We start from the raw sequence: 25,926 nt of genomic DNA, 5'->3' as shown, positions 1-25,926 counted from the left end.
CCGATACGCCCGGGACAGACGCGTCGGATTCAGTCAGCCACGGGTGCGAAATCGGTATCGATGGAAATCCACCCGGCTCCCCTGGTACACGAAACTCGCTTGAATCGGAACATCTTGTGATAACTCCACGCGTTACCCAACGCGCAGGTGTCTCCGGGCTGAAGAACAAAAATCACCGGAGCACCGTCATCATTTTCCGAATAGACCTCGACGGGGGCCATGACTCGCCATTGGCCCTTGGGCTCGTCTGAACAGCCATACAGGGCCACCAACAAGGCAAACGCCGGGATCAGGGTTTTCATCTTTGTTTCGGATAGATGTTGCGTCGTTGCAGGCGTGATGATCTGGACACGATGATCAATATCTCTTTCGGACTGACCGCCGTCCGACGCGAAGCGTCCCACTGATACCTCGGATCATGCGCCAACACGCCGACTTTTTCGAGTACGTCAGCCACGTTCGTTGAACAACTGTTGCCGACCAGGTCGTAAGGAGTCTTTAGGGCCACGCGCCGTCGCAACTCGCTCGCGATCACTGCCACTTCTTTGGCAGACATCTCAAGGACCAAGCCCACCGTTTCGCGGAAGCTGTTGCGCTCCAGATAGGTCGCGCGCGGCATCACGTAGTAATCCGCGTGACCGCGAGAGTACACAGTACCTCCCACGTCAATCGCCACGTGCCCCCACTGCGAGCCCATACTGACAAATCGACCATCGCTCACGAGTATTTCGACGGTGTTCCGTGCGCCAGCGAACGTGTTTGCCCCGAAAGATATCCCAGCCGTCCGCTTAATCTGGTCAAGTGCGCGGAGCGCCGGCGACACCGGTTCAAGGCGGCCGCTTTCATCTTCGCCCAACCTGCGTTGAAGGTGCTTGATCGTCTCGACGACATCGAACGATATCTGGCCTGTTTCCGAAATCTCACGTCCGCGGATGTACCGGCGTTTATAGAGGCGAAGTGCCCTCTGCACCACGCGGACGTCCGAAGCGCGGTTGAACCCTCCTTGCCCCACAGACGCCGTAATCCGGATCATTGCCCCACTCCTCCAGGTGACAAGGCTCAACGACATGGCGAAGATTTCCTGACCGCGTTTATGGCCGACTGAACACTGGCAATCTATAGGGCGCGAGTTGCGGCGGGAATCAGCGCCGTCCGATCGGCCGGCGCTGATTCCCGGCGGAGCGGAGGCGCGCCGACAGGGAACCCCTGTGTTGCAGCCGGCGCGGCCCAAGTTGTTGATCGCAAAGCGATTTAGTGCTGTTTCAGGGATCCAAAGCCCCAATCGCCGCAAGCTATAAGGTGCTAATGGTGTTGCGAATCAGTCGCATTAATGACAGAGTGCGGACTTTTGTCCTTCCGCTCTGGAGATTCGACCTTGGTTCGTCCGACTGTCATCCGGGAGTGCCGTGCCCGCAAGCAAGCACATTCCGCCGCCACGCCCTCTGTTCTCGCCCTGGCCCTGGGCCTGGCATGCGCGTCTGGCGCGCATGCCCAGTCCGCTGCCGCGAATGCGGCATCCGCCTCGCAAGGCGTCGCGCAACTGCCCGCCGTCACCGTCAACGCCAGCGCCATCGACGACACGCTCGAGCATCTATCCGCCCCGGTGAACACGGGCGCCCTCGGCAGCCGCAGCCAGCTCGAAACCCCGTTCTCGACCACGGTGGTGACCGCGGCCGACATGCAGGCCCGGCAGGTGACCAAGCTGGGCGACGTGTTCGCGCTGGACGCCTCGGTCAGCGACAACAGCGCCGCCTTCGGCGCGTGGGCCAGCTACCTGAGCGTGCGCGGGCTGCCGCTGGACTGGCAGAACTCCTTCCGCATCGACGGCAAGCCCTTCCTGAGCTATGTCACCGTCCTGCCCTATGAGCACTTCGAGCAGATCGACCTGCTCAAGGGCGCTTCCGGCTTCATGTATGGCTTCGGTTCGCCGGGCGGACTGGTGAACTACGTGACCAAGCGGCCCACGGACGAACCCGTTCGCAGCGTCGAGCTGGGCTACATCTCCAATGGGCTGTTGCGCCAGCACGTGGACCTGGGCGGGCGCGTGGGCGAGAGCGGGACCTTCGGCTACCGGCTGAACGCGACGCACGAGGAAGGCAATACCTTCAACAACGGCTCGCTGTATCGTGATTCCGTGTCGCTGGCGCTCGATGCGCGCCTGACCGACAAGCTGACCTGGGACTTCCAGACCCTGTACCAGGACCGCAAGGCGATCGGTCAGGAGCCGACGATCTACGCCGGCGCGATGACGGGCAGCGAGTTGCCCTCTCCGGTGCGCAATGACGGCAAGCTGGTGGGCGAAGGCCCATACGCCGACAACGAATTCCGCTTCTACTCGACGGGCTTGAAGTACCAGCTTGCACCGGACTGGAGCGTGCGCACCGATTACACCTACAACACCACGCGCACGCGCCGCAATGAATCGGTGCTGTTCCTGCAGGACCAGTCGGGCGACTACGACGACTATCGCTCGGACTACGGCGAAGGTTATGCGTTCAATCAGTGGCAGGCGATGCTCGAAGGCAAGTTCGCCACCGGCCCGATCAGGCATCATGTGGTGGCCGGCGCATCGTGGCAGAAGCAGAAGAACGACTACAGCGCCGACGGCGTCTACCAGCTTCAGGGCACGGGCAATCTGCGCCGGCAGAATACCAACACGTATTACAGCGAAGGCAGCCTGGACCTGTACCGCGCGGCCGAAATCACACAGAAGGCCGTGTTCGCCAGCGACACGATCGACCTGACGGGCGGATGGTCCATCCTGGGCGGCCTGCGCTACACCGATTACGAGCAGGTCGGCTTCGATCCGGCCGGCGTGCAGACCTCCAGCTACGACAAGAACGGCGTGCTGACCCCCACCGTGGCGCTGATGTTCAACATCACGCCGCAGACGATGGCGTACGCCAGCTACATCGAATCGCTGGAGCCGGGGTCGTCCGTCGGGAATATCTATACGAACTTCGGTGAACTGCTGGACCCGCTCAAGAGCAAGCAATACGAACTGGGCATCAAGACCAACCAGGAGGACTGGGCGGCCACCGCGGCATTGTTCCGCATCGAAAAGAAGGCGGAATACGCCAACGCCGCCAATGAGCTCGTGCAAGACGGCAAGTCTGTCTTCCAGGGCCTGGAACTGGGGGCGTCCACGCGTATTGCCACCCACTGGAACGTGGGCGGCAGCGTCATGTTCCTGGATTCGGAATACAAGCAGGGCAGCGCCTTCACCGGCAACCGCGTCGCCGGCGCACCGAAGTTCGTCGCCGCCGCGCAGGTGGCCTATTCGGTGCCGCAACTGCCGGGCCTGACGCTACGCGCCGACGTCAAGTACACCAGCAGCACCATGCTCGGCGCATCGAACGCGGTCGAGGTGCCGGACTTCGCCATCGTCAACATCGGCGCCACGTACGACACGCGCATCCATGGCTACGAAACCACGTTCCGCGCGGGAATCAACAACGTCGCGAACAAGCGCTACTGGCTGTACCAGTCGTCCGACTACATCAAGGCGGGCGATCCCCGCACGTATGGGTTGAGCGCCAGCTTGAAGTTCTAGCCGGCGGGCGTTGCGTGTAGGCGGCAGGCGCCCGCGATTCGCGCTCGGGGGCGCAGCGCATCCAACTGGGGGTGCGCTGCGGCTCTTAAGGGCGTAGGGCGAGGTGACCTGGCATCAAAGTCCATGAAGATTCGGACGAGTCTGATCGACGAACCGCCCTTGCCGCGTAATAGTCGTCGCTCTATCAAGGGATGGGGTGACCGATGGACGACGAATCGGGCCTTCGCATAGTTCTCACGCCTGTGCAATTGGCGGCGATGCTGCAAGGCGAGTCGATCAGTGCTGAATCGACACTTTCGAATCGCATGTGGGGGGGACTCACACTGGCGGCTGGCGTGGCTGAAATGTTGGGCGGTGCCGCGCTTTGCGTAGTACCCGAACCCACCGGCGTTTCAAAAGCAGGCTGCGTGCTGCTGGGTGCCCACGGCTCCGATACGGCTGCGACGGGACTGCGTGAAGTTTGGACCGGGCAACGAACCCGATCGCTGACTGAGAGAGGCCTGACTGAACTCGCCAGCCAACTTGGCGCGTCAGCCGGGTCCGGTCAGGCGTTGGGCTTTTCCGTAGAGATTGCGGTGCCCGCCGGATTCGCGGGAGCAATCAGAGCGGCGCGCGCGACAAGCGTTATTGCGGGGCGTGTTTCTTTATCTCGGCATGAGGCCTCCGTCCTCGGGGGAGTTGGGGGGCATACGCTCGACAAGCATGTCGGAAAGACGAGGGCGTATCTTGAGGCGAGGCTGCGAGCCGAGCCTCATTTGCCGTCCGCCTCCACCTTTCACTCCATTGCGGCGGCGGAAAATGCCGTGAATGGGCTGATGCGTCTGGAAGCGGAGCGCGTGGCGACGTGGGCGGCTTCGGCGGCCGAGGGCGTCAGAATACGATTGAGAGGGCCCGTTGTCGGTGACGCCGGATATGTATTGGTGCGCGGGGCTAGCGAGTGGGTTAGGGGAAGAATGGTCCGCGTCGTGCTGAAGAAGGAGCGCTACAACGGCATGTCCTACTATGTGCTGACCGCGATGTTGGAGGCGTGATGGATATCGATCCCGATTCCGAGTTGGAACAATTCTTAGGCGCGTACTTCCATGAAGACTACGATCTGTTCGGCGACACGATTGAGGAAATTGCGCTTTGTTATAAGCGCGTGACAAGCCCGGATCGAATCAAGCAGGTCTGCGTGGAGATGGATGCGTTTGTCGCGAAGTATGGCGCAGAGGCGGAGGTCGTTTTTGCCCGGCATTGGGGTTCCTTCGACCCAAAGCTATGGGGTCACAGCGTGGCCTCGTTCTTTGATGAACTCAAGCGGGTCCTGAACCGATAGATCGGACGTGGAGCGGCGCTTGGCTCCCCCCTGGCCGACTCACCTGCGCGCCAACATGCGTCAATCGGCGGCCGGCAAGCCCGACACATCCCACAACCGATCCGGCGCGTAGTCCGCCTGTTCGCCTTTCTTGGCATACCCCAGCGGATTGGCGATGACCCGGCAGCCGTCCTTCACATAGTCCTGGGCGCAGTGCAGATGGCCGTGTATCCACACGTCGGCCAGCGGCAGCAACGCGTCGAGCGCGTTGCAGAATCCCGCCGTGCCCGGCGTGACGCCATAGCGCGGGTCGGCGCTGGCCAGCGTGGGGGCGAAGTGCGTGACCGCCACCGTTTTGCCCGCGAACGGCGTGCGCAGCGCGGCGTCCAGCCACTGCTGGCAGGCCAGGCTTTGCTCGCGCATCTGCTCGGCCATGAAGGGGGCGCCGTTGCGGCGCATTTCCGCCTTTTCCAGATAGAAGTCCGCCGCCCGGAAGGCCTTGGCGCGCTTCTTCAGGACTTCGCCGAGCGGATCGTGCGGGGCCGCCAGCGCATCGAAGTCCGCCCACAGCGTCGTGCCCACGAAACGCACGCCGTCGATCACGCGGGTTTCGCGTTCCAGCCACTGGATGTCCAGCGCCTCGCACAGCTCGCGCAGGCGCGCGTGCGTCTCGTCGAAATCCACGTTGTCGTATTCGTGGTTGCCCGGCACGTACAGCACCGGCGTGGGCCAGCCGTGACGCGGGGAATACGCGCCCAGCCCGAAATCGTCCCGCTCCAGGCGCGAGCCCTGGCGGTACGAGCCGATGTCGCCCGCCAGCACGAGCAGATCGGCGCCGGGCAAGGGTTGCGCCACGAACGTGGGATCGGTTTCAAGATGCAAGTCGGATAGCAGTTGGATCTTCATGGGCACTATCTTAGGCGACACGCCGGGCCGCGCTGCGACGCGCGGGCATCCATGCGACACTTTCCCCGACGATCCCATCACGCATCAACCCCAGGAGGACCTCCCATGCGTTTCGTGTTTGCCGCCGCCGCGCTCGTGCTGACGGCTGGGGCGCAGGCCCAAGTGATCAAGTGCGACCAGGCGTCCACGCAGACCGACCTGAGCCTGTGCGCCGACCAGGCCTACCGCAAATCCGACGCCGACTTGAACGCCGCCTACCGGGACGTGATGGCGCGCCTTGTGGACAACAAGGACGCCACCACGCGCTTACAGGCGGCGCAGAAGGCGTGGCTCTTCTTTCGCGACGCCGAGTGCGCGTTCTCCTCCTCAGGCGTCACCGGCGGCAGCGCCTATCCGATGGTGCTGAGCATGTGCCTGGACAAGCTGACGCAGGCCCGCACGAAGGAACTGCGCGCCTACCTGAAGTGCGAGGAAGGCGACATGAGCTGCCCCGTGCCCGCCGGGAAATGACGGCTGTGGACCACCCGGGCGGCGCCGCGCAGGAAGTTGCCGGCCTGATCCTCGATGGCAACGGCGTGCCGCGCTGCTTCTGGCAGCCTTCCATGCCCGACTATCACGACCATGAGTGGGGCCGGCCCGTGGCCGACGATCGCCGCCTGTACGAAAAGATCTGCCTGGAAGGCTTTCAGGCGGGCATGGCGTGGATCACCATCCTGCGCAAGCGCGAGGCGTTTCGCGAGGCCTTCGACGACTTCGATGTCGAACGCGTCGCGCGCTACACCGAGCGCGACGTGGAGCGCCTGATGGGCAACGCGGGCATCGTGCGTAACCGTGCCAAGATCGTGTCGGCCATCAACAATGCCCGGCGCGCGCGCGAACTGGCCGACGAAACCGGCTCGCTGGCCGGCTGGCTGTGGGCGCACGAGCCGCCGGCGCAGGAACGCCCGGCGGCGGTGGACCGGCGCCACTGGGACAACCATCCCACGTCCGACGCGTCGGTGCGGCTCTCGCGCGCATTGAAGCGGCGGGGCTGGACCTTCGTGGGGCCGACGACGATGCATGCCTTCATGCAGGCGGTGGGCATGGTGAACGAGCACATGAGCGGCTGCGTCTGCCATGCGGAGATCGAGGCGGCGCGCGCGCGCTTTGCGCGTCCCCGCTGACGGCGCGGCACGTGCTGCTTGTTTTGGTTGCGACTCGCAAGTATATTGGTTGCGAACCGCAACTTTAGGGGCGCGCCATGGACCTTATCGACTTTCCGTCCCAGTCTCGGGATAAAACCATCCAGGACCTGCGGGAGTTTTCCCGCAAGCTGGTGCGCGAGCTGGGCTTTATGCGCGCCTCGCTCGCGGGCAGCGATCTGGCGCCCTCGGCGGTGCACGCCATCATCGAGATCGGCCTGCACCCGGGCATCCAGGCGCGCGACCTGGCCGCGATCCTGCGGCTGGACAAGTCCAACACCAGCCGGCAGGTGGCCAAGCTGGAATCGGCCGGCCTGCTGGTGCGAGAGACCGCCGCCGACGACGCGCGTTCCTCCCGGCTCACCCTGACCGAGGCGGGCCACGCGCTGCGCGCGCGGATCGACCAGTTCGCCACCGATCAGGTGTCGCACGCGCTGCGCCGCATGGCGCCGGCCGACCAGGAATCGCTGATCCGCTTCCTGTCCCTGTATGCCGACGCGCTGTCCAGCGAGAACCCCAACGATGCCCCGCCCGCGGCCATCGTGCCCGCCAGCCAGATCCATGAGGGCTATCTGCCGGGATGCATCGGCGATATCGCCAGCCTGCATGCCCGCTATTACGCGCAAGCCTCGGGCTTCGGCGTGTACTTCGAGCGCAAGGTCGCGACCGAACTGGCCGAATTCGCGGAAGGCCTGCCCGCCCCGGGCAAGAACATGTGGCTGTACGTGGACAATGGCCGGACGCTGGCTTCGATCGTCATCGATGGCGATCTGGCTGCGCGGCAGGCGCATTTGCGCTGGTTCATCGTCGACGAATCGCTGCGCGGCATGGGCGTGGGCCGGGCCCTGCTGGCGCGGGCCATGGCCTACGTGGACGAGCGGTACGACGAAACCTACCTGTGGACGTTCAAGGGGCTGGACGCCGCCCGCCATCTGTACGAAGCGGCAGGCTTCACGCTGACCCAGGCGTCCGAAGGGCGCCAATGGGGCAGCGTGGTGGTGGAGCAGCGCTTCAGCCGGCTCAGACCACGCTGATGCGCAGTTCGGCCAGCAGGGCCGCCGCCTGGGTCTTGGAGATGGTGGCGCCCGCCAGCCGCGCGGCCGCCGTGAGGTCCAGCCCGCCCAGGTCGGCTTCGCGCAGGTCGGCGCCCTCGAAGTGGACATTTTTCAGGGTGGCATTGCGCAGGCTGCCGCCGTGAAAGACCGCTTCGCGAAAGTCGCTTCCCGACAAGTCTGCATCCGAGAAATCAAGCTGAAGCAGATTGCACTTGCGAAACGACACGCCGCGCAGCAAGGCGCCCACCAGCAGGCATTCTTCGAGCGACCAGCCCAGGCATGCGATGCCGTCGAAATCCGATCCGGTCAGCTTGCACGCACGGAACCGCGCGCTGGCCAGCCGCGCGCGGCGCCAATTGGCGTTGTTGAGGTCGCAGTTCTGGAAGGTGGCCTCGCTGGCGTCCGCCGAGGCGAAGCTGGCCGACCCGCCGCGGCAGCGCAGCCACTGGGTATCTGTCAGGTCGGCGCCCTGGAAAGAGGCGCCCGCGATCGCGCAGCCGCTGAACTGAAAGCCGCGCAGGTCCAGGCGGGAAAAGTCCGCCTCCTGGAAGTCGCAATCCACGAACGACCGCGGACTGCCCGCGGCGGCCTCGACGACCTCCAGCATCACCTTGCGGTCGACGTCCTGGCCTTCGATGGGCGGAAAGACAGGTTGCGTCATGCGGGTCAGGCGGATGCGCCGGACTGCAGACGTCCCAGGATGAAGCCGTCCACCGCGCTGGTGCGGCCGCGCCACAGGGTCGGCTGTCCGGCGACGGGCGTGCCGTCGGCCGTGAAGAACAGGGCGTCGGCCAGATGGATGTAGTTGGGCAGCGGATCGACCGGCTGCGGCAGGCGGAACACGTCGCCCAGCTCGGCCAGCGAGGCGTGCACGGTCTGACGCGTGTCCGCGTCCAGCGATTGCAGCGAGCCCGAGAAACTGGCGGCAAAGCTGTCGAAATATTCGGCGCCCGACACGATCGATCCGGACACCAGCATGCCGCCCATCTGCAAGGTCACGCCGATGCTTTCGATCTGGCTGCCGTTGTTCACCAGGTTGACCAGGAATTGCAGGAAGGCGTCCGCGCCCGGGGCGGCGGCGGCCGGCTGGCCGGGGAGGGAGTCGATGCTCATGAAAACGGTCTCGGGAAGATTTGCAAGAGGCACAAGATACTCGAACGGCGTGAGAAATGGTCGGCCCGCAATAGGCGGAGCAACGGGCTGATCGGGCGGCTGACCGGCTCTTCCGGCGGCACGCGCGCGGGGTAAGGTGGCAGCCTGAACGCCAGTCCCGCGACAGGCGGCCGCCGCGCCCCGCGGCGACTATCCATCGGAGCATCCATGAGCAGTGTGAATTTCCTGGGTATCAATGCCGGTTCGGGCCAGCCTGCGTCCGCCTCCCGTGCCGCCGCCGCTGGCGACGGCTTTCGCGCGGCGTTCGCGGACGCGACCGAACGCACCCGTTCCGCCATGGGCGGCGGCGTGTCGGGCGCTTCGCAGGCCGCGCCCTCGCAGGCCGAACAGGAATTCATGGACTACGCCGCCATGTCGATCGAAGACAAGATGTTCTACGCGGCGCTGGCCAGCCTGGGCATTTCCAAGGCGGAGTACGACGCCATGTCGGCCGCCGAACGCTTGGAAGTCGCCAAGAAGGTCTCGCTGGCGATGCAGCAACTGGCCAAGGCCGAGAACGCGCAGGAAGTCCTCTGACGCCCTGAACGCGCCCGCCGCGCCACCAGGCTGCAGGCGGCAGGCGCGTTCGCACGGGCCTTCACATCACCAGCCCCAGCACGTGCCCGCCGCGGGCTTGCCGCAGGTGCGGTAATTCACCGCGAACCACAGCTTGCCGGCCCCGCGCGGCGTGCCGTCGGACGTCTTGACATCGTTGCGCGGCAGTTCTTCCAGCGTGTCGCGCGCATCCTTGGTTGGCGAGCCGCTGTCGGCGTCCGGCTCCAGCGCGATGCGGCCCAGGCTGGCCGCGTCGCGGTCTTGGAACACGATATCGGTGGAATTGAGCGCAGCCATCCTGAGCGACGCATCGCGCACGGCGGCGGCATAGCTGTCGTTGGCCCCGGTGGGCTGGAGACTTTTGTTGAGCGTGCTCACGGCCAGGATCTCCGCGGGCGTGGCGGGCGCCTGCATCTTGTACTGCGCCAGATCCGGCAACTGCCCGGCGGCGACCTGGCGGCGCAGCCAGTCGCCCCACAGGAACTCGGCGAATTCGGGCAGGTTGCCGTTGCTGTAGGCGATATCGCGGGTGAAGTACACCAGCGAGCGGTAGCGGTCCTCCTGCATGCCGCCCGGCTCCTGCGCGCTGGGCAGCCCAAGGCGCGTGGGCAACTGGTCCACGGTGATGGGCTGGTTCTGGCCGTCGCGCAGCCAGGCGCGGCGTTCATCGACCATGCGCTGCCAGAAGGCGGCGGCGGTCGCCAGATCGCTGTAGTTGGCGTCGACCTTCACCCACACGGGCAGCGTCGCGCCGCCGTCGAAGATCTCGCGCAGGGACGAAAAGGTGTGGTGGCCGTCGGTCAGGTAGAGATTGCCGTCCCAGCCCACCACCACCGTCTTCAAGTTGGCGGCGTGGGTGCCCGGCGCATCCAGGCAGGTAAACGTGTCGGGCTGGTCCAGCCGCGCGGCGCGGGCCTCGGCGATGCTCTGGAATTCCTGCGCGCGCTCGGTGCCGCCCATGTCTTCGCAGTAATCGTCGAACTTCTTGCCGACCGTGCGGTTCAGGTAATCCAACTGCAGCGCCGGATCGGCCGCCCAGGTGGCGCGCTCGAAGTCGCCTTGCCAGCGCCCCAGCTTGTAGAAGATCTGGTCGTAGCCGATCGCGGCCTGGGTGGGGCGCAATTCCTCGATGCGCACGCGAATGACGTCGCCCGGCCTGGCCTGCAGGTAGGCGGTGTTGCGCGGCGGGGTCTCGGGACCGGGCGCCGGCGTTTCCGGCTGAGGCGCCGGGGTTTCGGCGACGGGGGGCAGCGCCTGGTCGTCATCGTCGCCGTCGCCGCCGCCATTGCAGGCAGCCAGGGCCAGCGGCAGCAGGGCCAGGGCAAAGGCGCGCATCAGGCGCGAAGGACGGAACAGGGGCGCAAGTTCGGACGGAAGACGAGATGGCATGGCGGTGCTTGGGGGCTGCGATCAGTGAGGGAGGCCGATCATGCCGGACGCTTGTTTCCTGCGCATTGCACGTCACCGCAATGCTTGCCGAGCTTAGGCCGCTTTGGGGGGCGGCGGCAAGGGGAGGGCCGCGCGCCCAGGCACCGGAAGGCCTGGGCGAAAAAGCCGGCCCGCGCGGGCCGGCTATACATCCGCTTAGAACTGGTGGCGGATGCCCACGCCCGCGGCGGTGCTCTTCAGGCCGTCGATGAACGCGTAGTCCGTGCCGTACGAGCCGTAGGCGTACAGGTTGGTGCGCTTGGACAGGTCGTAGGTGTAGCCCACGCTGTAGACGTTCATGTTGGCGTCGCCGCCCGTCAGCTTGTCATTGGACGGCGCCACGTGCTGCCACGAGGTGAACAGGCTGCCGGAAGCGCCCACGGGCAGGGTCGCGCCCAGCATGTAGGAGTTCGCCTTGAATCCGTCCACGAAGCGGTTGGTGCCGAACTCGTCGCTGAAGGGCGTACCGGCGGGCAGGTCCTGGCCCACGAACCAGCCGTCGGTGGTGCGGCCGTAGGCCGCGGCCAGCTTGACCACTTCCAGGTCGTACGACACGCCCACGGCGTATTGGCGCGGCGTGGCGCGGTTGTCGATGGTGCTGCGGTTGGCGCCGTTCAACTGGTCGTAGGTCAGCGCCACGTTCAGCGGGCCTTGCACGTAGCGCAGGCCTGTGGTGATGCCGCGCGTGTTGTCGGCGGTGCGGAAACCGGTCTGGTCGGCCGTGGTGTCGTCCGCATTGAACGAGTAGCCGATGCCGAATTCAAAGCCGTTCACCGACGGCGTGCGGTACATGACCATGTTGTCCCAGCGCATGGTGTTGGCCGCGCTGAAACCCAGGCCCATGTTCGATTGGGTGTAGCTGGTGTAGAAGGGGTCGATGTCGGCCAGGTAGTTCGAGCCGATCGTGGCCTGGCGGCCAAATTCCAGCGAGCCCCACGCGTCGTTGGCCAGCCCGATGGTGGCCTGGCGGCCGAACAGGCGGCCCGACTGGGCGCGCTGGCCGTTGGCGGAGTCAAACCCGCTTTCCAGCTTGAAGACGGCGCGCAGGCCGTCCCCCAGATCTTCGGATCCGCGCAGGCCCCAGCGGGAGCCGGCCTGGATGCCGTTGATCATGCCGACCTTCGAGCCGTTGTAGCCATCGCCCTTGATCTTGTTGTAACCGAGGCCGGTGTCGATGACACCATAGAGAGTGACTGACGGTTCTGCCTGGACAACGCCTGCAAAGGAAGCCAGCATTGCCGCGGCGAGCAGCGTCTTTTTCATCCGGAAAACTCCTGTGATACGGGTGTGGAAAATGCAAAAGGAACACGGCGCGCAGTGTCAACCTGGCGGTGTTCCTCGGGCCATAGTGTAGAACAATGCGTTATTTGCCGTTATCAGGCGGCAATTTATGGATAATTTCAGGCAATTTTCAGGGACATATTCCGCCGGCACACGGCCCGGCGGCTCGCGCCGATTTGACCGTCCGGCGTCATAGTGGCATCTTGCCCAGAAGCTCACTCCTGGAACCCGACCGTTGGACTTTCCTCAGCCGCTCGTCACCGTCGACGCCGTCCTGCTCACCTTGCGCGATTCCGGCCTGGAAGTCGCGCTGCACCGGCGCGACCGCGAGCCGTACCGCGACGCCATGGCCCTGCCGGGCGGGGTGGTGCACGCCGACGAGGACGCGTCCACCGAAGACAGCATCCGGCGCGTGCTGCGCGACAAGACCGGATTCGAGCCGCGCTATCTGGAACAGCTGCAGGTGTTTTCCGGCCCCGACCGCGATCCGCGGCAATGGTCGCTGTCGGTGGCCTATGTGGCCCTGGTGCCCGCCGCCGAACTGGCCGCGGCCACGGCGAAATTCCGCTTTGTCAGCGTGGACGCCTTGCCGCCCCTGGCGTTCGACCACGCCGAGATCGTGGGGGCGGCCGTCGCCCGCCTGCGCAGCAAGTCCACGTATTCGACGCTGCCATTTTTCCTGCTGCCCGAGCGCTTCACGCTCACGCAGCTGCAGCACACCTACGAAGCCATCCTGCGGACCCGCCTGGAAAAGTCCAACTTCCGCCGCAAGATGGAAGCCTGGGGGGCGCTGGAGGCCACCGACGAACACGTCGGGGGCGCGCAGCGGCCGGCCCGGCTGTACCGGCTGAAGGACTTCACCTTCTTTGACCGCAGCGTTGGCTGATCCTGTTCTCTACATAGTTGCATAAAGACAATAAGTAGGCCTATACTGGCGTCACTTAGTTTTGAAATGCCACTAAGGGACGATCATGTTCAGCATCACTGCGGTAATCGAAGGACAGGGCCAGACCGGTACGCCGGCCGCGTTCAAATTTCCGGGCGGCGAAATGCAGGTCACCGTGCCCGCCGCACTGCGCGCGCAGGCAGACGCCGCGCGCGAATTCCGCATCCATGCCCTGTTGAAGTCGGCCGACGACGTCATGCAGCTCCTGTTGCTGACCGACGCGCTGCGCCGCCTGAACCCCGCGGCGCCCGTGCACCTGGACATGCCCTACGTGCCCTACGCCCGCCAGGACCGCGTGTGCAACCCGGGTGAAGCCCTGGGCGCCGCGGTGTTCTGCAAGCTGATCAACGACCAGCAGTACGCCACCGTCACCATCGTGGAGCCGCACAGCGACGTCACGCCGGCGCTGCTGCAGCGGGTGCGCGTCGTCGACGCCGCCGCCTTCCTGAAAAAGGCGCTGGCCGCGCCGGCCTTTGCCCAGGGCGTCACGCTGATGGCGCCGGACGCCGGCGCCCGCAAGCGCGTGCAGGCGCTTGCCAAGGCGCTGGGCGTGGCCGACGTGCGCTACGCGGAAAAGGTCCGCGATCCGCTGACCGGCCGCATCACTGAAACCCGCGTGCCCGACGATATCCCGGCCCAGCCGGTGCTGGTGGTCGATGACATCTGCGACGGCGGCCGCACCTTCCTGGAACTGGCCGCCGCCCTGCGCGACCGGACCGGCCAGCCGCTCTACCTGTACGTCACGCACGGCATTTTCAGCAAGGGCCTGGCGGAACTGAAATCCCGCTATGCCGAAATCTTCACCGCGTATGACTGGACGGCCACCGAAGGCGCCGCGTCCAGCCCCGCCGCCGTGCGGGTCAACTGAAACAAGAAGGAAATCGCCATGAATGCTCCCGACACCCCGGCCCGCGGCCTGAAGAACGGCCTGAATCCCTTTCTGCAGGCCGACTTCTACAAGACCGGCCACCCCTTCCAGTACCCCAAGGGCACCAACAAGATCCTGGCCAACTTCACGCCGCGCTCCGCGCGCCTGGCGCCGGTGCTGCCCGAACTGTTCGACGACAAGATCGTCTGGTTCGGCCTGCAGGGCTTCATCAAGGAAATCCTGATCGGCCTGTTCGACCGCGAATTCTTCGCCAAGCCCGCCAGCACCGCCGTGCGCCAGTACCAGCGGCGCGTGGACAACGCGCTGGGCAAGGGCGCGGTCACGGTGGACCACCTGCAGGCCTTGCATGAGCTGGGCTACCTGCCGCTGGAAATCCGCTCAGTGCCCGAGGGCGCGCGCGTCGACATCCGCGTGCCGCCGGTCACCTTCATCAACACCCGGCCGGAATTCGCGTGGCTGGTGACCTATATCGAGACCCTGTTCAGCTGCGAATCCTGGAAGCCGTCGACGGTGGCCACCATCGCCTTCGAATACCGCAAGCTGCTGACGTATTTCGCGCGGCTGACCGGCAGCCCGATGGCGTTCGTGGATTGGCAGGGCCACGACTTCTCGATGCGCGGCATGGCGGGCCTGTACGATGCGCGCAAGTGCGGCGCGGGCCACCTGCTGTCGTTCACCGGCACCGACACCATCCCGGCCATCGACTACCTGGAAGACGTCTACAACGCGGACTCCGACCGCGAACTCATCGGCGGTTCCGTGCCCGCAACCGAACACTCCGTGATGTGCCTGGGCAGCAAGGAGGGGGAAATCGAAACCATCCGCCGCCTCGTCACGCAGGTCTATCCGGCCGGCATCGTGTCGGTGGTGTCGGACACCTGGGACTTCTGGCAGGTCGTGACCGACTTCGCCGCGGCCCTCAAGTCCGAGATCCTGGCCCGCCAGCCGGATGCGCTGGGCAACGCCAAGGTCGTGTTCCGTCCGGACTCCGGCGATCCCGTGAAGATCCTGACGGGCTATTTCTGCACGGACGTGGCCAGCGTGGAAGACAGCGCCGCCTTGCGGCAGGCGCGGGCCGGCGGTTACGAGGCGGTGCGCGACACGGCCACGGGCACGCACTGGCTGCTGGCCGACGACGCGAGCGCGCAGCAGACCTTGCGCCCGGCGGAGGTGAAGGGCGCGGTGCAATGCCTGTGGGATACGTTCGGCGGCGAGGAAACCGACAAGGGCTATAAGCTCCTGAACCCGCGCGTCGGCCTGATCTACGGCGATTCGATCACGCTGACCCGGGCGCGCGACATCCTGGTCCGCCTGGAACGCAAGGGATTCGCCTCGGGCAACGTGGTGCTGGGCATCGGCTCTTACACCTACCAGTACCTGACGCGCGACACGTTCGGCTGGGCGCTGAAGGCGACCTATGCCGAGGTCGACGGCGAGCCGCAGGAACTGGTGAAGGACCCGGTCACGGATTCCGGCGTGAAGAAGTCGGCCAAGGGGCTGCTGCGCGTCGACGAGACGGCCGACGGCTACGTGCTGCGCGACCAGCAGACGCCCGACCAGGCGGCAGGCGGGGCGCTGGCGCCGGTGTTTCGCGACGGCGCGTTGCTGGTCGAGCAGAGCCTGGCCCAGATCCGCGAACGGCTGCACGGCTCGTGGGTGTGCCCGGAGCCGGGCAGCATCGCGTGGCCGCAACGGTGATCCGCCGCCGGCCCAGGTAATGCTCAAAGAAGCAAAAAAAACGACGCCTCGATGAACGGGCGCCGTTTTTTTGCCTGGAATCGCGGGTCAGGGCCTGCGCGCGCGCCGCTCCTCGCGCACGAAGACCACCACCCCGACGATCACCATCAATGCCAGCGCATACCAGGTGATGGCATAGACCAGATGGTTGTTCGGAAAGCTGATCACCGTCAGGCCGCCCACCGGCGCCCGGGCCGGGTCCTTGCCAGGACTGGAAGCCGCGTCCGCGTCGATGAAGTAGGGCGCCACGTCGGTCAGGCCGCGGGCCGCGGCAATGGCCGGAAGATCGCGCGAATACCAGAGATTCGCGTCGGGGTCGTTGTTGCGCAGGAAGCCGCTGCCCGGCTCGCCCATGCGCAGGAACCCCGTGACCTGGGCCTGCGCGGGCGGCTGCGCGGTCTGGGCCTGGCTCTTACGCCAGGCCGGCAGCACGAAGCCGCGGTTGACCAGCACCGTGCTGCCGTCCGCCAACTGCAGCGGCGTCATGACCCAGTAGCCGCTGCCCAGTTCGGTCGCGGCCTGCACCAGCGTCTGCTGGTCGAAATTGAACGTGCCGGACGCGGACACGGGGCGGTACTCGGCGTTGTCGCGCGTGAGCTGGGCCCATTCGCTTTTGCCGGGCGCGGGCGTGGCCGGCGCATGGGCCCGCTCATCCACCTGCGCGATCAGCGCGCGCTTCCAGGCCAGCCGGTGCACCTGCCAGGTGCCCAGGGCGCACAGCCCGGCGAAGACGGCGGCAGCCAGCAACCCCAGGATGACCAGGGTTGCCTTGCTGCGCGGATTACGGGAGGTGTCGCGTGAAGAAATGTCTTTGACTGCTGCCATCAGGGCATCTTGCGCATGTCATGCGTGGACATGGGCATCATGTTGGAGTTCAAGTGATACATGATCCAGATGGATCCGCTGAGCGTAATGACGACCAGCACCAAAGTGAATATTAACGCCAACATGTTCCAGCCGCTTTCGGACTTGGTGTCCATGTGCAGGAAGTAGACGATGTGGACCACGATCTGCACGACGGCAAAGGCCAGGATCACCAGGCCCGTGACGCGCGAGCTGTCGATGACGCGGTCCATGACCAGCCAGAAGGGAATCGCGGTCAGGATGGCCGCCAGCACGAAGCCGGTCAGGTAGCTCTTGAGGGTGCCGTGGGCGGCGCCGTCGTCGTCGTGGTGGTCGTCGTGTCCGCCATGGCCGTGATGGCCGCCGTGGCCGGTGTCGGCCAGGTTATCCATGTGCGACGTCATGGCAGCACTCCCATCAGATACACGAAGGTGAACACGCCCACCCAGATCAGGTCCAGGAAGTGCCAGAACATCGACAGGCACATCAGGCGGCGGCGGTTTTCGGGGATCAGGCCGTGCATGCGCACCTGCAGCATCATCGTCACCAGCCAGACGATGCCGAAGGTGACGTGCAGCCCGTGGGTGCCGACCAGCGTGAAGAAGGCCGACAGGAAGGCGCTGCGCTGCGGGCCGGCGCCCTGATGGATCAGGTGCCAGAACTCGTACAGTTCCAGCGACAGGAAGCCCAGGCCCAGGATGCCGGTCACCGCCAGCCACCCCTGCGTCGCGCCGATGCGGTTGCGCCGCATCTCCAGCATGGCAAAGCCATACGTGATGGACGACAGCAGCAGCAGCGTGGTGTTCACCGCCACCAGCGGCAGGTCGAACAGGTCTGCGCCGGAAGGGCCCGCGGCGAAGCTGCGGCCCAGCACGCCGTAGACCGCGAACAGGCAGGCGAAGATGAGGCAGTCGCTCATCAGGTAGATCCAGAACCCGAGCAGCGTGCCGTTCTTGGGATGATGTTCGCCGGGAACGTAAAAGACGGGTTCCTGGGCGGCCGGCGCCGCGCCGCCGGGCAGGGTGTGGGCGAGGGTATCAGACATGTTGCGCTAGCAGCCTCGTGCGGGCGTCTTCCGTGGCGACGACCTGTTCGGCCGGCACGTAGTAGTCGCGCTTGTAGTTGAAGGTATGGATGATCGACACCAGGATCAGCGCCGCGAAGGACAGCACGACGAGCGGCCACATGTGCCAGATCAGCGCAAAGCCCATGACCACGCTGATCCCCGCCAGCACGATGCCCGCCCAGGTGTTCTTCGGCATGTGGATCGGGATGAAGCCCTGCTGCGGGCGCTGGTAGCCGTGCTGCTTCATCTGCCACCACGCGTCCAGGTCATGCACCCGCGGCGTGAACGCGAAGTTGTACACGGGCGGGGGCGACGACGTGGACCATTCCAGCGTGCGGCCGTCCCAGGGATCGCCCGTGGTGTCGCGCAGTTCCTCGCGGCGGCGGTAGCTGACCACGAGCTGGATGATGAAGCTGGCAATGCCGCAGGCGATCAGCAGCGCGCCGAAGGCCGCGATCTGGAACCAGATCTGCAGCGACATGTCCTCGAAGTGATTCACGCGCCGCGTCACGCCCATCAGGCCCAGCACATACAGCGGCATGAAGGCGACGTAAAAGCCCACCAGCCAGAACCAGAACGAGCACTTGCCCCAGAACGGATCGAGCTTGTAGCCGAAGGCCTTGGGAAACCAGTACGTGATGCCGGCCATCAGGCCGAACAGCACGCCGCCGATGATCACGTTGTGGAAGTGTGCGATGAGGAACAGGCTGTTGTGCAGCGCGAAGTCGGCGGGCGGCACCGCCAGCAGCACGCCCGTCATGCCGCCGATCACGAAGGTCACCATGAAGCCGATCGTCCACAGCATCGGGACTTCGAAGCGGATGCGCCCGCGGTACATGGTGAACAGCCAGTTGAAGATCTTGGCGCCCGTCGGGATCGAAATGATCATCGTCGTGATCCCGAAGAACGAGTTCACGCTGGCCCCCGATCCCATGGTGAAGAAGTGGTGCAGCCAGACCAGGTAGGACAGCACGGTGATGACGACCGTGGCGTACACCATGGACGCGTAGCCGAACAGCCGCTTGCGGCAGTAGGTGGACACCACTTCGGAAAAGATGCCGAACGCGGGCAGGATCAGGATGTAGACCTCGGGGTGGCCCCAGATCCAGATCAGGTTCACGTACATCATGGCGTTGCCGCCGAAGTCCGCCGTGAAGAAGTTGGTGCCGACGTAGCGGTCCATGGTCAGCAGCGCCAGCACCGCCGTCAGCACGGGGAAGGCGGCCACGATCAGCACGTTGGTGCACAGCGCGGTCCAGGTGAAGATCGGCATGCGCATCATCGTCATGCCCGGCGCGCGCATCTTCACGATGGTGACCAGCAGGTTCACGCCCGACAGCAGCGTCCCCACGCCCGCGATCTGCAGGGCCCAGATGTAGTAATCGACCCCGACGTCCGGACTGTGCAGGATTCCCGATAAGGGGGGGTACGCCAGCCAGCCCGTGCGCGCGAATTCGCCCACGAACAGCGACATCATCACCAGGATCACCCCGCCCGCGGTCATCCAGAAGCTGAAGTTGTTCAGGAACGGAAACGCGACGTCGCGCGCGCCGATCTGCAGCGGGACGATGTAGTTCATCAGCCCCGTGACCAGCGGCATCGCCACGAAGAAGATCATGATCACGCCATGCGCCGTGAAGATCTGGTCGTAGTGATGCGGCGGCAGGTAGCCCATGGAATCGCCGAAGGCCACCGCCTGCTGGCCCCGCATCATGATGGCATCGGCAAAGCCGCGTAGCAGCATCACGATGCCCAGGATCACATACATGATGCCGATCTTCTTGTGGTCGATGCTGGTGAACCACTCGCGCCACAGATAGCCCCACTTCTTGTAGTAGGTCACGGAGCCCAGCACCACGATGCCGCCCGCCGCCACCATGAAGAACGTGCCCAGCAGGATGGGATCGTGGAAGGGAATGGCGTCCCAGGTCAGTCGCCCGAAGATCAGCTTGGTGAGGTCAGGTTGATCAGGCATCTCGATTCCAGCAAAAAGACCGCGTTGACATGGACCACGTGCCGCGCCGCAAAACCTGCCGTGCTACAGCACCAATCCCTCGGTGGCCGTGCACATGGCGCCCACGTACTTGCGCGGCGGCGTTTCCGTCAGCCCCAGGCGCTCGCGCATCCGGGGATCCATCGTGGTGACGTTGTGCGCGCCGGGGATGCCGGCGCCGCCTTGCGCGTCGATGGCCATGGCGTCGCGCATGCACATGCGGTTGGGTTCGACGCAGCGGTTCACGATGGCGTCGAACAGGCCCGGGGCGACCGTGGCGTAATGCTGGACGGGATTGCGCTCGCTGGGTTGCTCGAGCTTCAGGTAGGCCTCGCGGCTGAGCGCGGCCGACGACGTGCGCGCCTGCGCGACCCAGTCGTCGAAGCCTTTCTGGTCCATGCCATGGAACCGGAAGCGCATGCCGGAAAAGCCCGAGCCGCTGAAGTTGGCCGACAGGCCTTCGTATTCGCCGGGATGGTTGATGACGGCGTGCAGGGTGGTCTGCATGCCCGGCATCGCGTAGATCTGGCCGGCCAGCGCGGGCACGAAGAACGAGTTCATCACCGAGGACGAGGTGATCTTGAACTGGATGGGACGGTCGACCGGCGCGGCCATTTCATTCACGGCCGCAATGCCCTGCTCGGGATACAGAAAGAGCCACTTCCAGTCCAGCGCGACGACTTCGACGACCAGGGGCTTGGTGCCCGCCGGCACCTCGCGGCCTTCGGACAGGCGCGCCAGCGGACGGTAGGGATCGAGCTGGTGCGTGCTGACCCACGTCAGCGCGCCCAGGGCAATGATGATCAGGAGCGGCGCGGCCCAGATCAGCAGCTCCAGCATGGTGGAGTGGTTCCAGTCGGGGTCGTAGGCGGCGTCCTTGTTGCTGGCGCGATAGCGCCATGCGAACAGCAGCGTCAGGATGATCACCGGCACGATGATGATGAGCATCAAGCCGGTGGAAATGATGATCAGATTGCGTTGTTGCACGGCCACGTCGCCGGATGGCGAGAGCAGGACCGCATTGCACCCGGCAAGCAGCGGCAGGGCGGCAATCAGGATAAATCCGCGGAGCCTTGGGAAGCACGACATGGCCATACCCCGAAACGTAACCGTGGGAAGTAAACGAAACACTACGCTGGAAGCCGCGAAAAATCTAGGGTAAAAAGAGCAAAAGTATGCACGGGAACGCGTACGGGGCAGTCCTGGGCCAAGGGCCTTGCGGCTTGCCGTGTGATGGGCGTAACGTGCTGCTGGTGTGTTGCAAGATCGTAGACAAGGCGAGTTCAACCTTCGCGTGTTCAACCTTCTTTTGCGAGCGAACCCATGTCGACCACCACGCAGTATCCTGGTCAGCCTGCTCCCTCTCCCGGTCCCTCGCCCGGGCCTGGGGCGATCAGCGGCGGAACCAGCCACGCAAAGGTGGCTCCCGGAGAGATCGCCGTCGGCGTGGTTGTCGGACGCGCCTCCGAATACTTCGATTTTTTCGTCTTCGGCATCGCGTGCGTGCTGGTATTTCCGAAGGTGTTCTTCCCCTTCGAAGCGCCGCTGGAAGGCACGCTGTGGGCCTTCGTCATCTTCTCCTTTGCGTTCATCATGCGGCCCATCGGCACGGCCCTGTCCATGGCGATCCAGCGTCGCTTCGGGCGCGCCACCAAGCTGACGGTCGCGCTGTTCGTGCTGGGAACCGCGACCGTGGGCATGGCCTTCCTGCCCGGCTACAACTCCATCGGCGTGCACGCCATCACCTTGCTGGCGGTGTTCCGTTGCCTGCAGGGGCTGGCCTTCGGCGGGTCCTGGGACGGCTTGCCGTCGCTGCTTGCGCTGAACGCGCCGCCCAATCGCCGGGGGTGGTACGCGATGATGGGGCAGCTGGGCGCGCCCGTCGGCTTCATGGTGGCCAGCGCGCTCTTTCTCTATCTGCACCTGACGCTGACGCAGGCGGACTTCCTGGACTGGGGCTGGCGGTATCCCTTCTTCGTCGCCTTCGCGATCAACGTGGTGGCGCTGTTCGCGCGGCTGCGGCTGGTGGTCACCCAGGAATACACGCAACTGCTTGAAGAAGGCGAGCTCGAGCCCATCAGCATGCGCGAGATCGTCAGCCAGCAGGGCTACAACCTCTTCATCGGCGCCTTCGCCGCGCTGGCGAGCTACGCGCTGTTCCACCTCGTCACTGTTTTTCCGCTGTCGTGGATCGCTGTCAGCGGCACGCAACAGATTTCCGATGTGTTGGTCGTGCAGATCATCGGCGCGGTGATCGGCATCCTGGGCACGATCGCGTCGGGCTGGCTGGCCGACCGCATCGGGCGGCGCACCACGCTCGGGCTGCTTGCCATGCTGATCGGCGTGTTCGCGGTCGTCGCGCCCTGGCTGCTGGGCGGCGGACCCAAAGCGCAGGATGCGTTCATCCTGATCGGCTTCGCATTGTTGGGCCTGTCTTACGGGCAGGCGTCTGGCACGGTTACCGCGAACTTCACGCGCCGCTTCCGCTATACCGGCGCGGCGCTCACGTCCGACATGGCGTGGCTGGTCGGCGCGGCATTCGCGCCGCTGGTGGCCCTGGGTCTGTCGGCGCGCTTCGGGCTGGTGGCCGTCAGCGTCTATCTGTTGTCGGGCGTGGCGTGCACGCTGCTGGCGCTGCGCGTCAACAAGGTGCTGGAAACGCGCGACTGACCGACACGCCAGCCGCGCGCAAGGGGGGCATCACCCCAGATACCCCTCCAGCACGTTCGCCACGTTGATGCCCACGTCGGCAACCGCATAGCCGCCTTCCATCGTGAACACCGCCGGCAGGCCCAGGCCCGCCAGCATGCGTCCGACCTGCAGATAGTCGGCGCTTTTCAGCTTGAACTTGGAAATCGGATCGCCTTCGTAGGTATCCACGCCCAGCGCGATGACCAGCGCATCGGGCTTGAATGCGCGCACCGCGTCCAGGCCTTGCCGCAGGGCGGCCGTCCATGCCGCGAAGTCGCTGCCGGCAGGCAAGGGCAGGTTCAGGTTGCAGTGAAGGCCCGCGCCTTCGCCGCGCTCGTCGGCATAGCCCAGGTAGAACGGATATTCCGTGGTCGGGTTGCCATGGACCGATACGGTGAGCACATCGCCGCGCGCATTGAAAATGCTCTGCGTGCCGTTGCCGTGGTGATAATCCACATCGACGACGGCAACGCGCTGCGCGCCCGCGTCGCGCAGCGCCTGGGCCGCCAGCGCCGCGTTGTTCAGAAAGCAGTACCCGCCGAAGAAATCCGGCCCGGCGTGATGGCCGGGCGGCCGGGTCAGCGCCATGGCCGCGCGCAGGCCCTGGCCGGCGGACACGGCGCGGGCGGCGTCGATGGCGCACGCGGCGCCCGCCGTGGCGGCTTCCCATGTCCCGGCCGTCAGGGGACAGCCGCTATCGAACGAGAACAGGCCGACACGGGCGGCGAAGTTCGTGGGCTCGACGTCGTGGCGAAAGCTGCGCACAGGCCAGATCGACGGCAGCACGTCCAGGTCCGCATTGGCCGGGTCCAGCGCGATCCATTCGTTCCAGGCGCTTGCCAGGAAGTCGACATAGCGCGGCGTATGCACCCGCTTGATGAGATCCATGTCGGGGCCGGACGGCACGCGCAATTGGCCGATGCCGCGCTGGCGCAGCGCGTCCAGCACGAATTCCAGCCGGGCAGGCGTTTCGTGGCAGGGCACCAGTTTGCCGCGGAACATCTCGTGGCGGCCGCTGTGTTTGTCGTGGACGGGGTTGTGGAAGATCAGCACGATGAAAGGTCCTGGAGTGATCGGGCCTGGCAAGCGGACGCGCCGCCGCTACAGGGGCCGGAAAATATACAGCGCCACGGCGGGCACCTCACGGAAAATCGAATACAGGTCGCGCACTTCGAAAAATGCGGGATAGCCGCCGCCGACCTCGGCCACGCCGTGACGCTTGAGCGCCAGCATCGTGCGCGGCACATGGAAGTACTGCGTCACGGCAAGCGCGCGGGTGTAGCCGTGTTCGCGCATGTAGGCGCTGGCGTGCCGGGCGGTGGCCCAGGTGTCGACGCCGGCGCTGTCGACGATGATGCGATCGGCGGGCACGCCGCGCGCCAGCAGGTAGTCGCGCATGGCGGCGGCCTCGTCCGTTCCGGCCGGATCCACGCCGCCACTGACAAACAGCATGCGGCATTGCGATGCGGCGTAGCAGTCATAGGCGCGGTCCAGCCGCGCGGCCAGGCGCGGCGAGGGCTGGCCGTCGGCCTGCACGGTGTTGCCGAGCACGACGGCCACGTCGGCGTTGCGCGCGCCCGCCACAAGGCCGGTTGCGGCCAGCGCCGCCGCGGCCAGCAGCACGCACGCTGCCAAGGCCATCAGGGCGCGCGCCGCGAATCTCGGAGTCTTGAATGTCATGGGTGTGCCGATGAGGGGCAAGGGCAGGAGCTTACGGCAAAAGGCAGGGCGGGTTCATTTGCCGTAATGAGAATCATGATTGATAATGCCGGCCTCTTCGCCCGCGATCCGCTTGCTCCTCTGCCATGTCCCGCCCACCGCCGTCCGAAAAAGGCTGGCTCGCGCATTATCGCGGGCTGATCGGGACGTGGACGCGGCGCAGCGCAAGCCGGCACGACGCCGAAGACGCCGCGCATGACGTCGTGGCCAACATGTTGCGCAATGGCGAATCGGCCGTGCTGGATCCGAAGGCGTATTTGTACGGCGCCAGTCAGAACCGCCTGAACGGCGAGTTCCGCCGCCAGTCCCGGCGCGAGGTGCTCAGCCTGGACGCGTTGACGGACGCCGAGCATCCCACGCAGGGCGATCCCGAGTCCTCGATCCGGGCGGCGCAGCTGGCCGATGCGCTAAAGTCGGCGCTGGCCGAACTGCCGCTGAAATGCCAGCAGGTGTTCCTCTGGAACAAGCTCGAGGGCTACACGCAGGCCGAAATCGCCCAGAAACTCGGGTTGACGCAAAGCATGGTCGAGAAATACATGAAGCGCGCGCTCACCCATATCCATGACCGGTTGCAAGATCATGCCCCGCACTGATTCCCGCGTGGACGCATCCCGCACGCCCGCGTCGCCGCGCGACCAGGCGGCGCACTGGTTCGCGCGCGAGCGGCTGGGGCAGCTTGACGACGCGCAGCGGCGGGCGTTTGACGCGTGGCTGGCGGCGGATCCGGAGCACCAGCGCCAGTACCGCGCGATGCAGGCGGTGTGGCGCGTCGCGGACCGCCTGCCGGAAGACGAGATGCGCGAGATCCTGGCTCAGTCCGATGACGCGCCCACGCGGCCGAGCCGGCGCAGGTTCGCCGTTGGGCTGTCGGCCGCCTGTGCCCTGACGCTGGCCGCCGGTGTGATCGCCCCGCGGCTGTGGTCCCCGGCGGCCGGCTTCACACAATCGCTGGCGACCGCGCGGGGCGAGCGCAAGCGCGTCGCGTTGCCCGATGGCTCGTTGGTGGAACTGAATACGGACACGCAGATCCAGGTCGCGCTCTATGCGGACCGGCGCGAAATCGACCTGCTGACGGGCGAGGCCTTGTTCACGGTCAGTCCCGATGCGGCGCGGCCCTTCACGGTCAACGCGGGCGCGGCGCAGGTGCGGGTGACCGGCACGCGCTTCAATGTCCGCCGCGAGGGGGACGCCGTGGCGCTGGCGGTGGACGAGGGCAGCGTGGCGTTTTCCGCGGGATCATGGTGGAACAGGACCACGCGCCACTTGACGGCGGGCTTTGCCGCCCGCTACGCGCCCGGCGCGCCGTTGGCCGCGCCGCACCAGGAAAACGTGGCGGCGATCACGGCCTGGCAGCGAGGCCGGCTGGTGTTTCGCGACACCCCGCTGTCGCAGGTCGTGGCAGAGCTGAACCGCTATCTGCGCACCCCGCTGCGGATCGACGACCGCAAGCTTGCGCAACTGCGCGTGGCCGGCACGTTGCCGATCGACGAGCCCGAGTCGGTCCTGGACGTGCTGCCCCACATTGCGCCCGTGATCGTGCTGTATCCCGCCGGGGGCGGCGCGGTGTTGGCGCCTCGCTAACGGCCGTCGCCGCGCGGGGGCGCCGACGCCATGACGGCGCAAGCACGGTCGAG

The 25,926-nt window shown here is 65.8% G+C and carries 27 protein-coding genes; 13 read left to right on the top strand and 14 right to left on the bottom strand.

What is annotated here, in order from left to right; translation table 11 throughout:
- Positions 1-29: 29 nt before the first annotated feature.
- Both BXA00_RS04030 and BXA00_RS29140 read right to left on the bottom strand, forming a co-directional pair.
- On the bottom strand, positions 30-302 hold the full coding sequence (locus BXA00_RS04030; RefSeq protein ID WP_076516417.1) for a hypothetical protein: 273 nt from the start codon (positions 300-302) through the stop codon (positions 30-32).
- On the bottom strand, positions 299-1,033 hold the full coding sequence (locus tag BXA00_RS29140) for a hypothetical protein (protein WP_197685558.1): 735 nt from the start codon (positions 1,031-1,033) through the stop codon (positions 299-301). The genes BXA00_RS04030 and BXA00_RS29140 overlap by 4 nt, the downstream gene beginning before the upstream one ends.
- A gap of 342 nt (positions 1,034-1,375) precedes the next feature.
- On the opposite strand from BXA00_RS29140, the gene BXA00_RS04020 reads away from it, so the two are divergent.
- The 3 genes from BXA00_RS04020 (at position 1,376) to BXA00_RS04010 (ending at position 4,871) form a co-directional block, all read left to right on the top strand.
- Positions 1,376-3,553, top strand: coding sequence for a TonB-dependent siderophore receptor (locus BXA00_RS04020; protein WP_369825596.1), 2,178 nt, complete (start codon positions 1,376-1,378; stop codon positions 3,551-3,553).
- Positions 3,554-3,756: 203 nt separating this feature from the next.
- Complete coding sequence (locus tag BXA00_RS04015; RefSeq protein ID WP_076516415.1) at positions 3,757-4,584, top strand: RNase A-like domain-containing protein; 828 nt, start codon at positions 3,757-3,759, stop codon at positions 4,582-4,584.
- Positions 4,584-4,871: a contact-dependent growth inhibition system immunity protein gene (locus tag BXA00_RS04010; protein WP_076516413.1), complete on the top strand. Its 288-nt coding sequence runs from the start codon at positions 4,584-4,586 to the stop codon at positions 4,869-4,871. The genes BXA00_RS04015 and BXA00_RS04010 overlap by 1 nt, the downstream gene beginning before the upstream one ends.
- Before the next feature lie 60 nt (positions 4,872-4,931).
- Here the strand turns inward: BXA00_RS04010 and BXA00_RS04005 are convergent, their stop codons facing one another.
- Positions 4,932-5,756 carry a metallophosphoesterase gene (locus tag BXA00_RS04005; protein ID WP_076516412.1) on the bottom strand — a complete coding sequence of 275 codons (825 nt, stop codon included), beginning with the start codon at positions 5,754-5,756 and terminating at the stop codon, positions 4,932-4,934.
- Positions 5,757-5,861: 105 nt separating this feature from the next.
- Here BXA00_RS04005 and BXA00_RS04000 point away from each other — a divergent pair, with 105 nt between their 5' ends.
- From BXA00_RS04000 to BXA00_RS03990, 3 genes are all read left to right on the top strand, one after another.
- Positions 5,862-6,266, top strand: a complete 405-nt coding sequence (locus BXA00_RS04000) for a lysozyme inhibitor LprI family protein (RefSeq protein ID WP_076516410.1) — start codon at positions 5,862-5,864, stop codon at positions 6,264-6,266.
- Positions 6,263-6,919: a DNA-3-methyladenine glycosylase I gene (locus BXA00_RS03995; protein ID WP_076516409.1), complete on the top strand. Its 657-nt coding sequence runs from the start codon at positions 6,263-6,265 to the stop codon at positions 6,917-6,919. Before BXA00_RS04000 ends, BXA00_RS03995 begins: the two co-directional genes overlap by 4 nt.
- Positions 6,920-6,996: 77 nt before the next feature.
- Positions 6,997-7,971, top strand: a complete 975-nt coding sequence (locus BXA00_RS03990) for a helix-turn-helix domain-containing GNAT family N-acetyltransferase (RefSeq protein WP_076516407.1) — start codon at positions 6,997-6,999, stop codon at positions 7,969-7,971.
- On the opposite strand, the gene BXA00_RS03985 is transcribed toward BXA00_RS03990, so the two are convergent.
- Both BXA00_RS03985 and gvpU read right to left on the bottom strand, forming a co-directional pair.
- On the bottom strand, positions 7,958-8,653 hold the full coding sequence (locus BXA00_RS03985) for a pentapeptide repeat-containing protein (RefSeq protein ID WP_076516406.1): 696 nt from the start codon (positions 8,651-8,653) through the stop codon (positions 7,958-7,960). The two genes, BXA00_RS03990 and BXA00_RS03985, sit on opposite strands and share 14 nt — an antisense overlap.
- A 5-nt stretch (positions 8,654-8,658) precedes the next feature.
- Entirely contained in the window at positions 8,659-9,105 is a 447-nt protein-coding gene (gene gvpU / locus BXA00_RS29045) for a gas vesicle accessory protein GvpU (protein ID WP_172805849.1), read from the bottom strand.
- Between the two features lie 207 nt (positions 9,106-9,312).
- Between gvpU and BXA00_RS03975 the strand changes: the two genes are divergently transcribed.
- A complete protein-coding gene (locus BXA00_RS03975) occupies positions 9,313-9,681 on the top strand; it encodes a hypothetical protein (protein WP_076516405.1) in 369 nt (122 codons plus the stop codon).
- 66 nt (positions 9,682-9,747) lie between these two features.
- Here the strand turns inward: BXA00_RS03975 and BXA00_RS03970 are convergent, their stop codons facing one another.
- Both BXA00_RS03970 and BXA00_RS03965 read right to left on the bottom strand, forming a co-directional pair.
- Positions 9,748-11,088 carry a ParB/Srx family N-terminal domain-containing protein gene (locus BXA00_RS03970; RefSeq protein ID WP_076516404.1) on the bottom strand — a complete coding sequence of 447 codons (1,341 nt, stop codon included), beginning with the start codon at positions 11,086-11,088 and terminating at the stop codon, positions 9,748-9,750.
- Positions 11,089-11,283: 195 nt separating this feature from the next.
- A complete protein-coding gene (locus tag BXA00_RS03965; protein ID WP_076516403.1) occupies positions 11,284-12,390 on the bottom strand; it encodes a porin in 1,107 nt (368 codons plus the stop codon).
- A gap of 253 nt (positions 12,391-12,643) precedes the next feature.
- Here BXA00_RS03965 and BXA00_RS03960 point away from each other — a divergent pair, with 253 nt between their 5' ends.
- From BXA00_RS03960 to BXA00_RS03950, 3 genes are all read left to right on the top strand, one after another.
- Positions 12,644-13,294, top strand: a complete 651-nt coding sequence (locus BXA00_RS03960) for an NUDIX domain-containing protein (protein WP_076516401.1) — start codon at positions 12,644-12,646, stop codon at positions 13,292-13,294.
- An 85-nt stretch (positions 13,295-13,379) separates the two neighbouring features.
- The gene (gene prs / locus BXA00_RS03955; RefSeq protein WP_076516400.1) at positions 13,380-14,222 is read left to right on the top strand and encodes a ribose-phosphate diphosphokinase; all 843 of its coding nucleotides are present in this window, start codon (positions 13,380-13,382) and stop codon (positions 14,220-14,222) included.
- Between the two features lie 18 nt (positions 14,223-14,240).
- Entirely contained in the window at positions 14,241-15,941 is a 1,701-nt protein-coding gene (locus tag BXA00_RS03950; RefSeq protein WP_076516398.1) for a nicotinate phosphoribosyltransferase, read from the top strand.
- Between the two features lie 87 nt (positions 15,942-16,028).
- Here the strand turns inward: BXA00_RS03950 and BXA00_RS03945 are convergent, their stop codons facing one another.
- From BXA00_RS03945 to cyoA, 5 genes are all read right to left on the bottom strand, one after another.
- Positions 16,029-16,805, bottom strand: a complete 777-nt coding sequence (locus BXA00_RS03945) for an SURF1 family protein (RefSeq protein WP_076516397.1) — start codon at positions 16,803-16,805, stop codon at positions 16,029-16,031.
- On the bottom strand, positions 16,805-17,227 hold the full coding sequence (gene cyoD, locus BXA00_RS03940; protein WP_076516395.1) for a cytochrome o ubiquinol oxidase subunit IV: 423 nt from the start codon (positions 17,225-17,227) through the stop codon (positions 16,805-16,807). Before cyoD ends, BXA00_RS03945 begins: the two co-directional genes overlap by 1 nt.
- Positions 17,224-17,868, bottom strand: coding sequence for a cytochrome o ubiquinol oxidase subunit III (cyoC, locus tag BXA00_RS03935; protein ID WP_076516393.1), 645 nt, complete (start codon positions 17,866-17,868; stop codon positions 17,224-17,226). Before cyoC ends, cyoD begins: the two co-directional genes overlap by 4 nt.
- On the bottom strand, positions 17,861-19,864 hold the full coding sequence (cyoB, locus tag BXA00_RS03930; RefSeq protein WP_076516391.1) for a cytochrome o ubiquinol oxidase subunit I: 2,004 nt from the start codon (positions 19,862-19,864) through the stop codon (positions 17,861-17,863). The genes cyoC and cyoB overlap by 8 nt, the downstream gene beginning before the upstream one ends.
- A gap of 63 nt (positions 19,865-19,927) precedes the next feature.
- Positions 19,928-20,971 carry a ubiquinol oxidase subunit II gene (gene cyoA / locus BXA00_RS03925; RefSeq protein WP_076521784.1) on the bottom strand — a complete coding sequence of 348 codons (1,044 nt, stop codon included), beginning with the start codon at positions 20,969-20,971 and terminating at the stop codon, positions 19,928-19,930.
- Between the two features lie 234 nt (positions 20,972-21,205).
- On the opposite strand from cyoA, the gene BXA00_RS03920 reads away from it, so the two are divergent.
- The gene (locus BXA00_RS03920) at positions 21,206-22,552 is read left to right on the top strand and encodes an MFS transporter (protein WP_076516389.1); all 1,347 of its coding nucleotides are present in this window, start codon (positions 21,206-21,208) and stop codon (positions 22,550-22,552) included.
- Positions 22,553-22,582: 30 nt separating this feature from the next.
- Here BXA00_RS03920 and BXA00_RS03915 read toward each other — a convergent pair whose 3' ends face one another.
- Both BXA00_RS03915 and BXA00_RS03910 read right to left on the bottom strand, forming a co-directional pair.
- Positions 22,583-23,626: a histone deacetylase family protein gene (locus tag BXA00_RS03915; RefSeq protein ID WP_076516387.1), complete on the bottom strand. Its 1,044-nt coding sequence runs from the start codon at positions 23,624-23,626 to the stop codon at positions 22,583-22,585.
- A 48-nt stretch (positions 23,627-23,674) separates the two neighbouring features.
- Positions 23,675-24,253, bottom strand: a complete 579-nt coding sequence (locus tag BXA00_RS03910) for a YdcF family protein (RefSeq protein WP_076516386.1) — start codon at positions 24,251-24,253, stop codon at positions 23,675-23,677.
- A 125-nt stretch (positions 24,254-24,378) separates the two neighbouring features.
- Between BXA00_RS03910 and BXA00_RS03905 the strand changes: the two genes are divergently transcribed.
- Together BXA00_RS03905 and BXA00_RS03900 are read left to right on the top strand one after the other, a co-directional pair.
- Positions 24,379-24,885 (top strand): RNA polymerase sigma factor, encoded by a 507-nt coding sequence (locus BXA00_RS03905; RefSeq protein ID WP_076516384.1) that lies wholly within the window; start codon positions 24,379-24,381, stop codon positions 24,883-24,885.
- On the top strand, positions 24,872-25,873 hold the full coding sequence (locus BXA00_RS03900) for a FecR family protein (RefSeq protein ID WP_076516383.1): 1,002 nt from the start codon (positions 24,872-24,874) through the stop codon (positions 25,871-25,873). The genes BXA00_RS03905 and BXA00_RS03900 overlap by 14 nt, the downstream gene beginning before the upstream one ends.
- The last annotated feature ends 53 nt before the right edge of the window (positions 25,874-25,926 follow it).

Origin of the sequence: Achromobacter sp. MFA1 R4, from assembly GCF_900156745.1 — a bacterium.
Classification (GTDB): domain Bacteria; phylum Pseudomonadota; class Gammaproteobacteria; order Burkholderiales; family Burkholderiaceae_B; genus Achromobacter.
The sequence above is the reverse complement of the archived record's forward strand: the minus strand, read 5'-3'. Positions and strand labels throughout refer to the sequence as shown.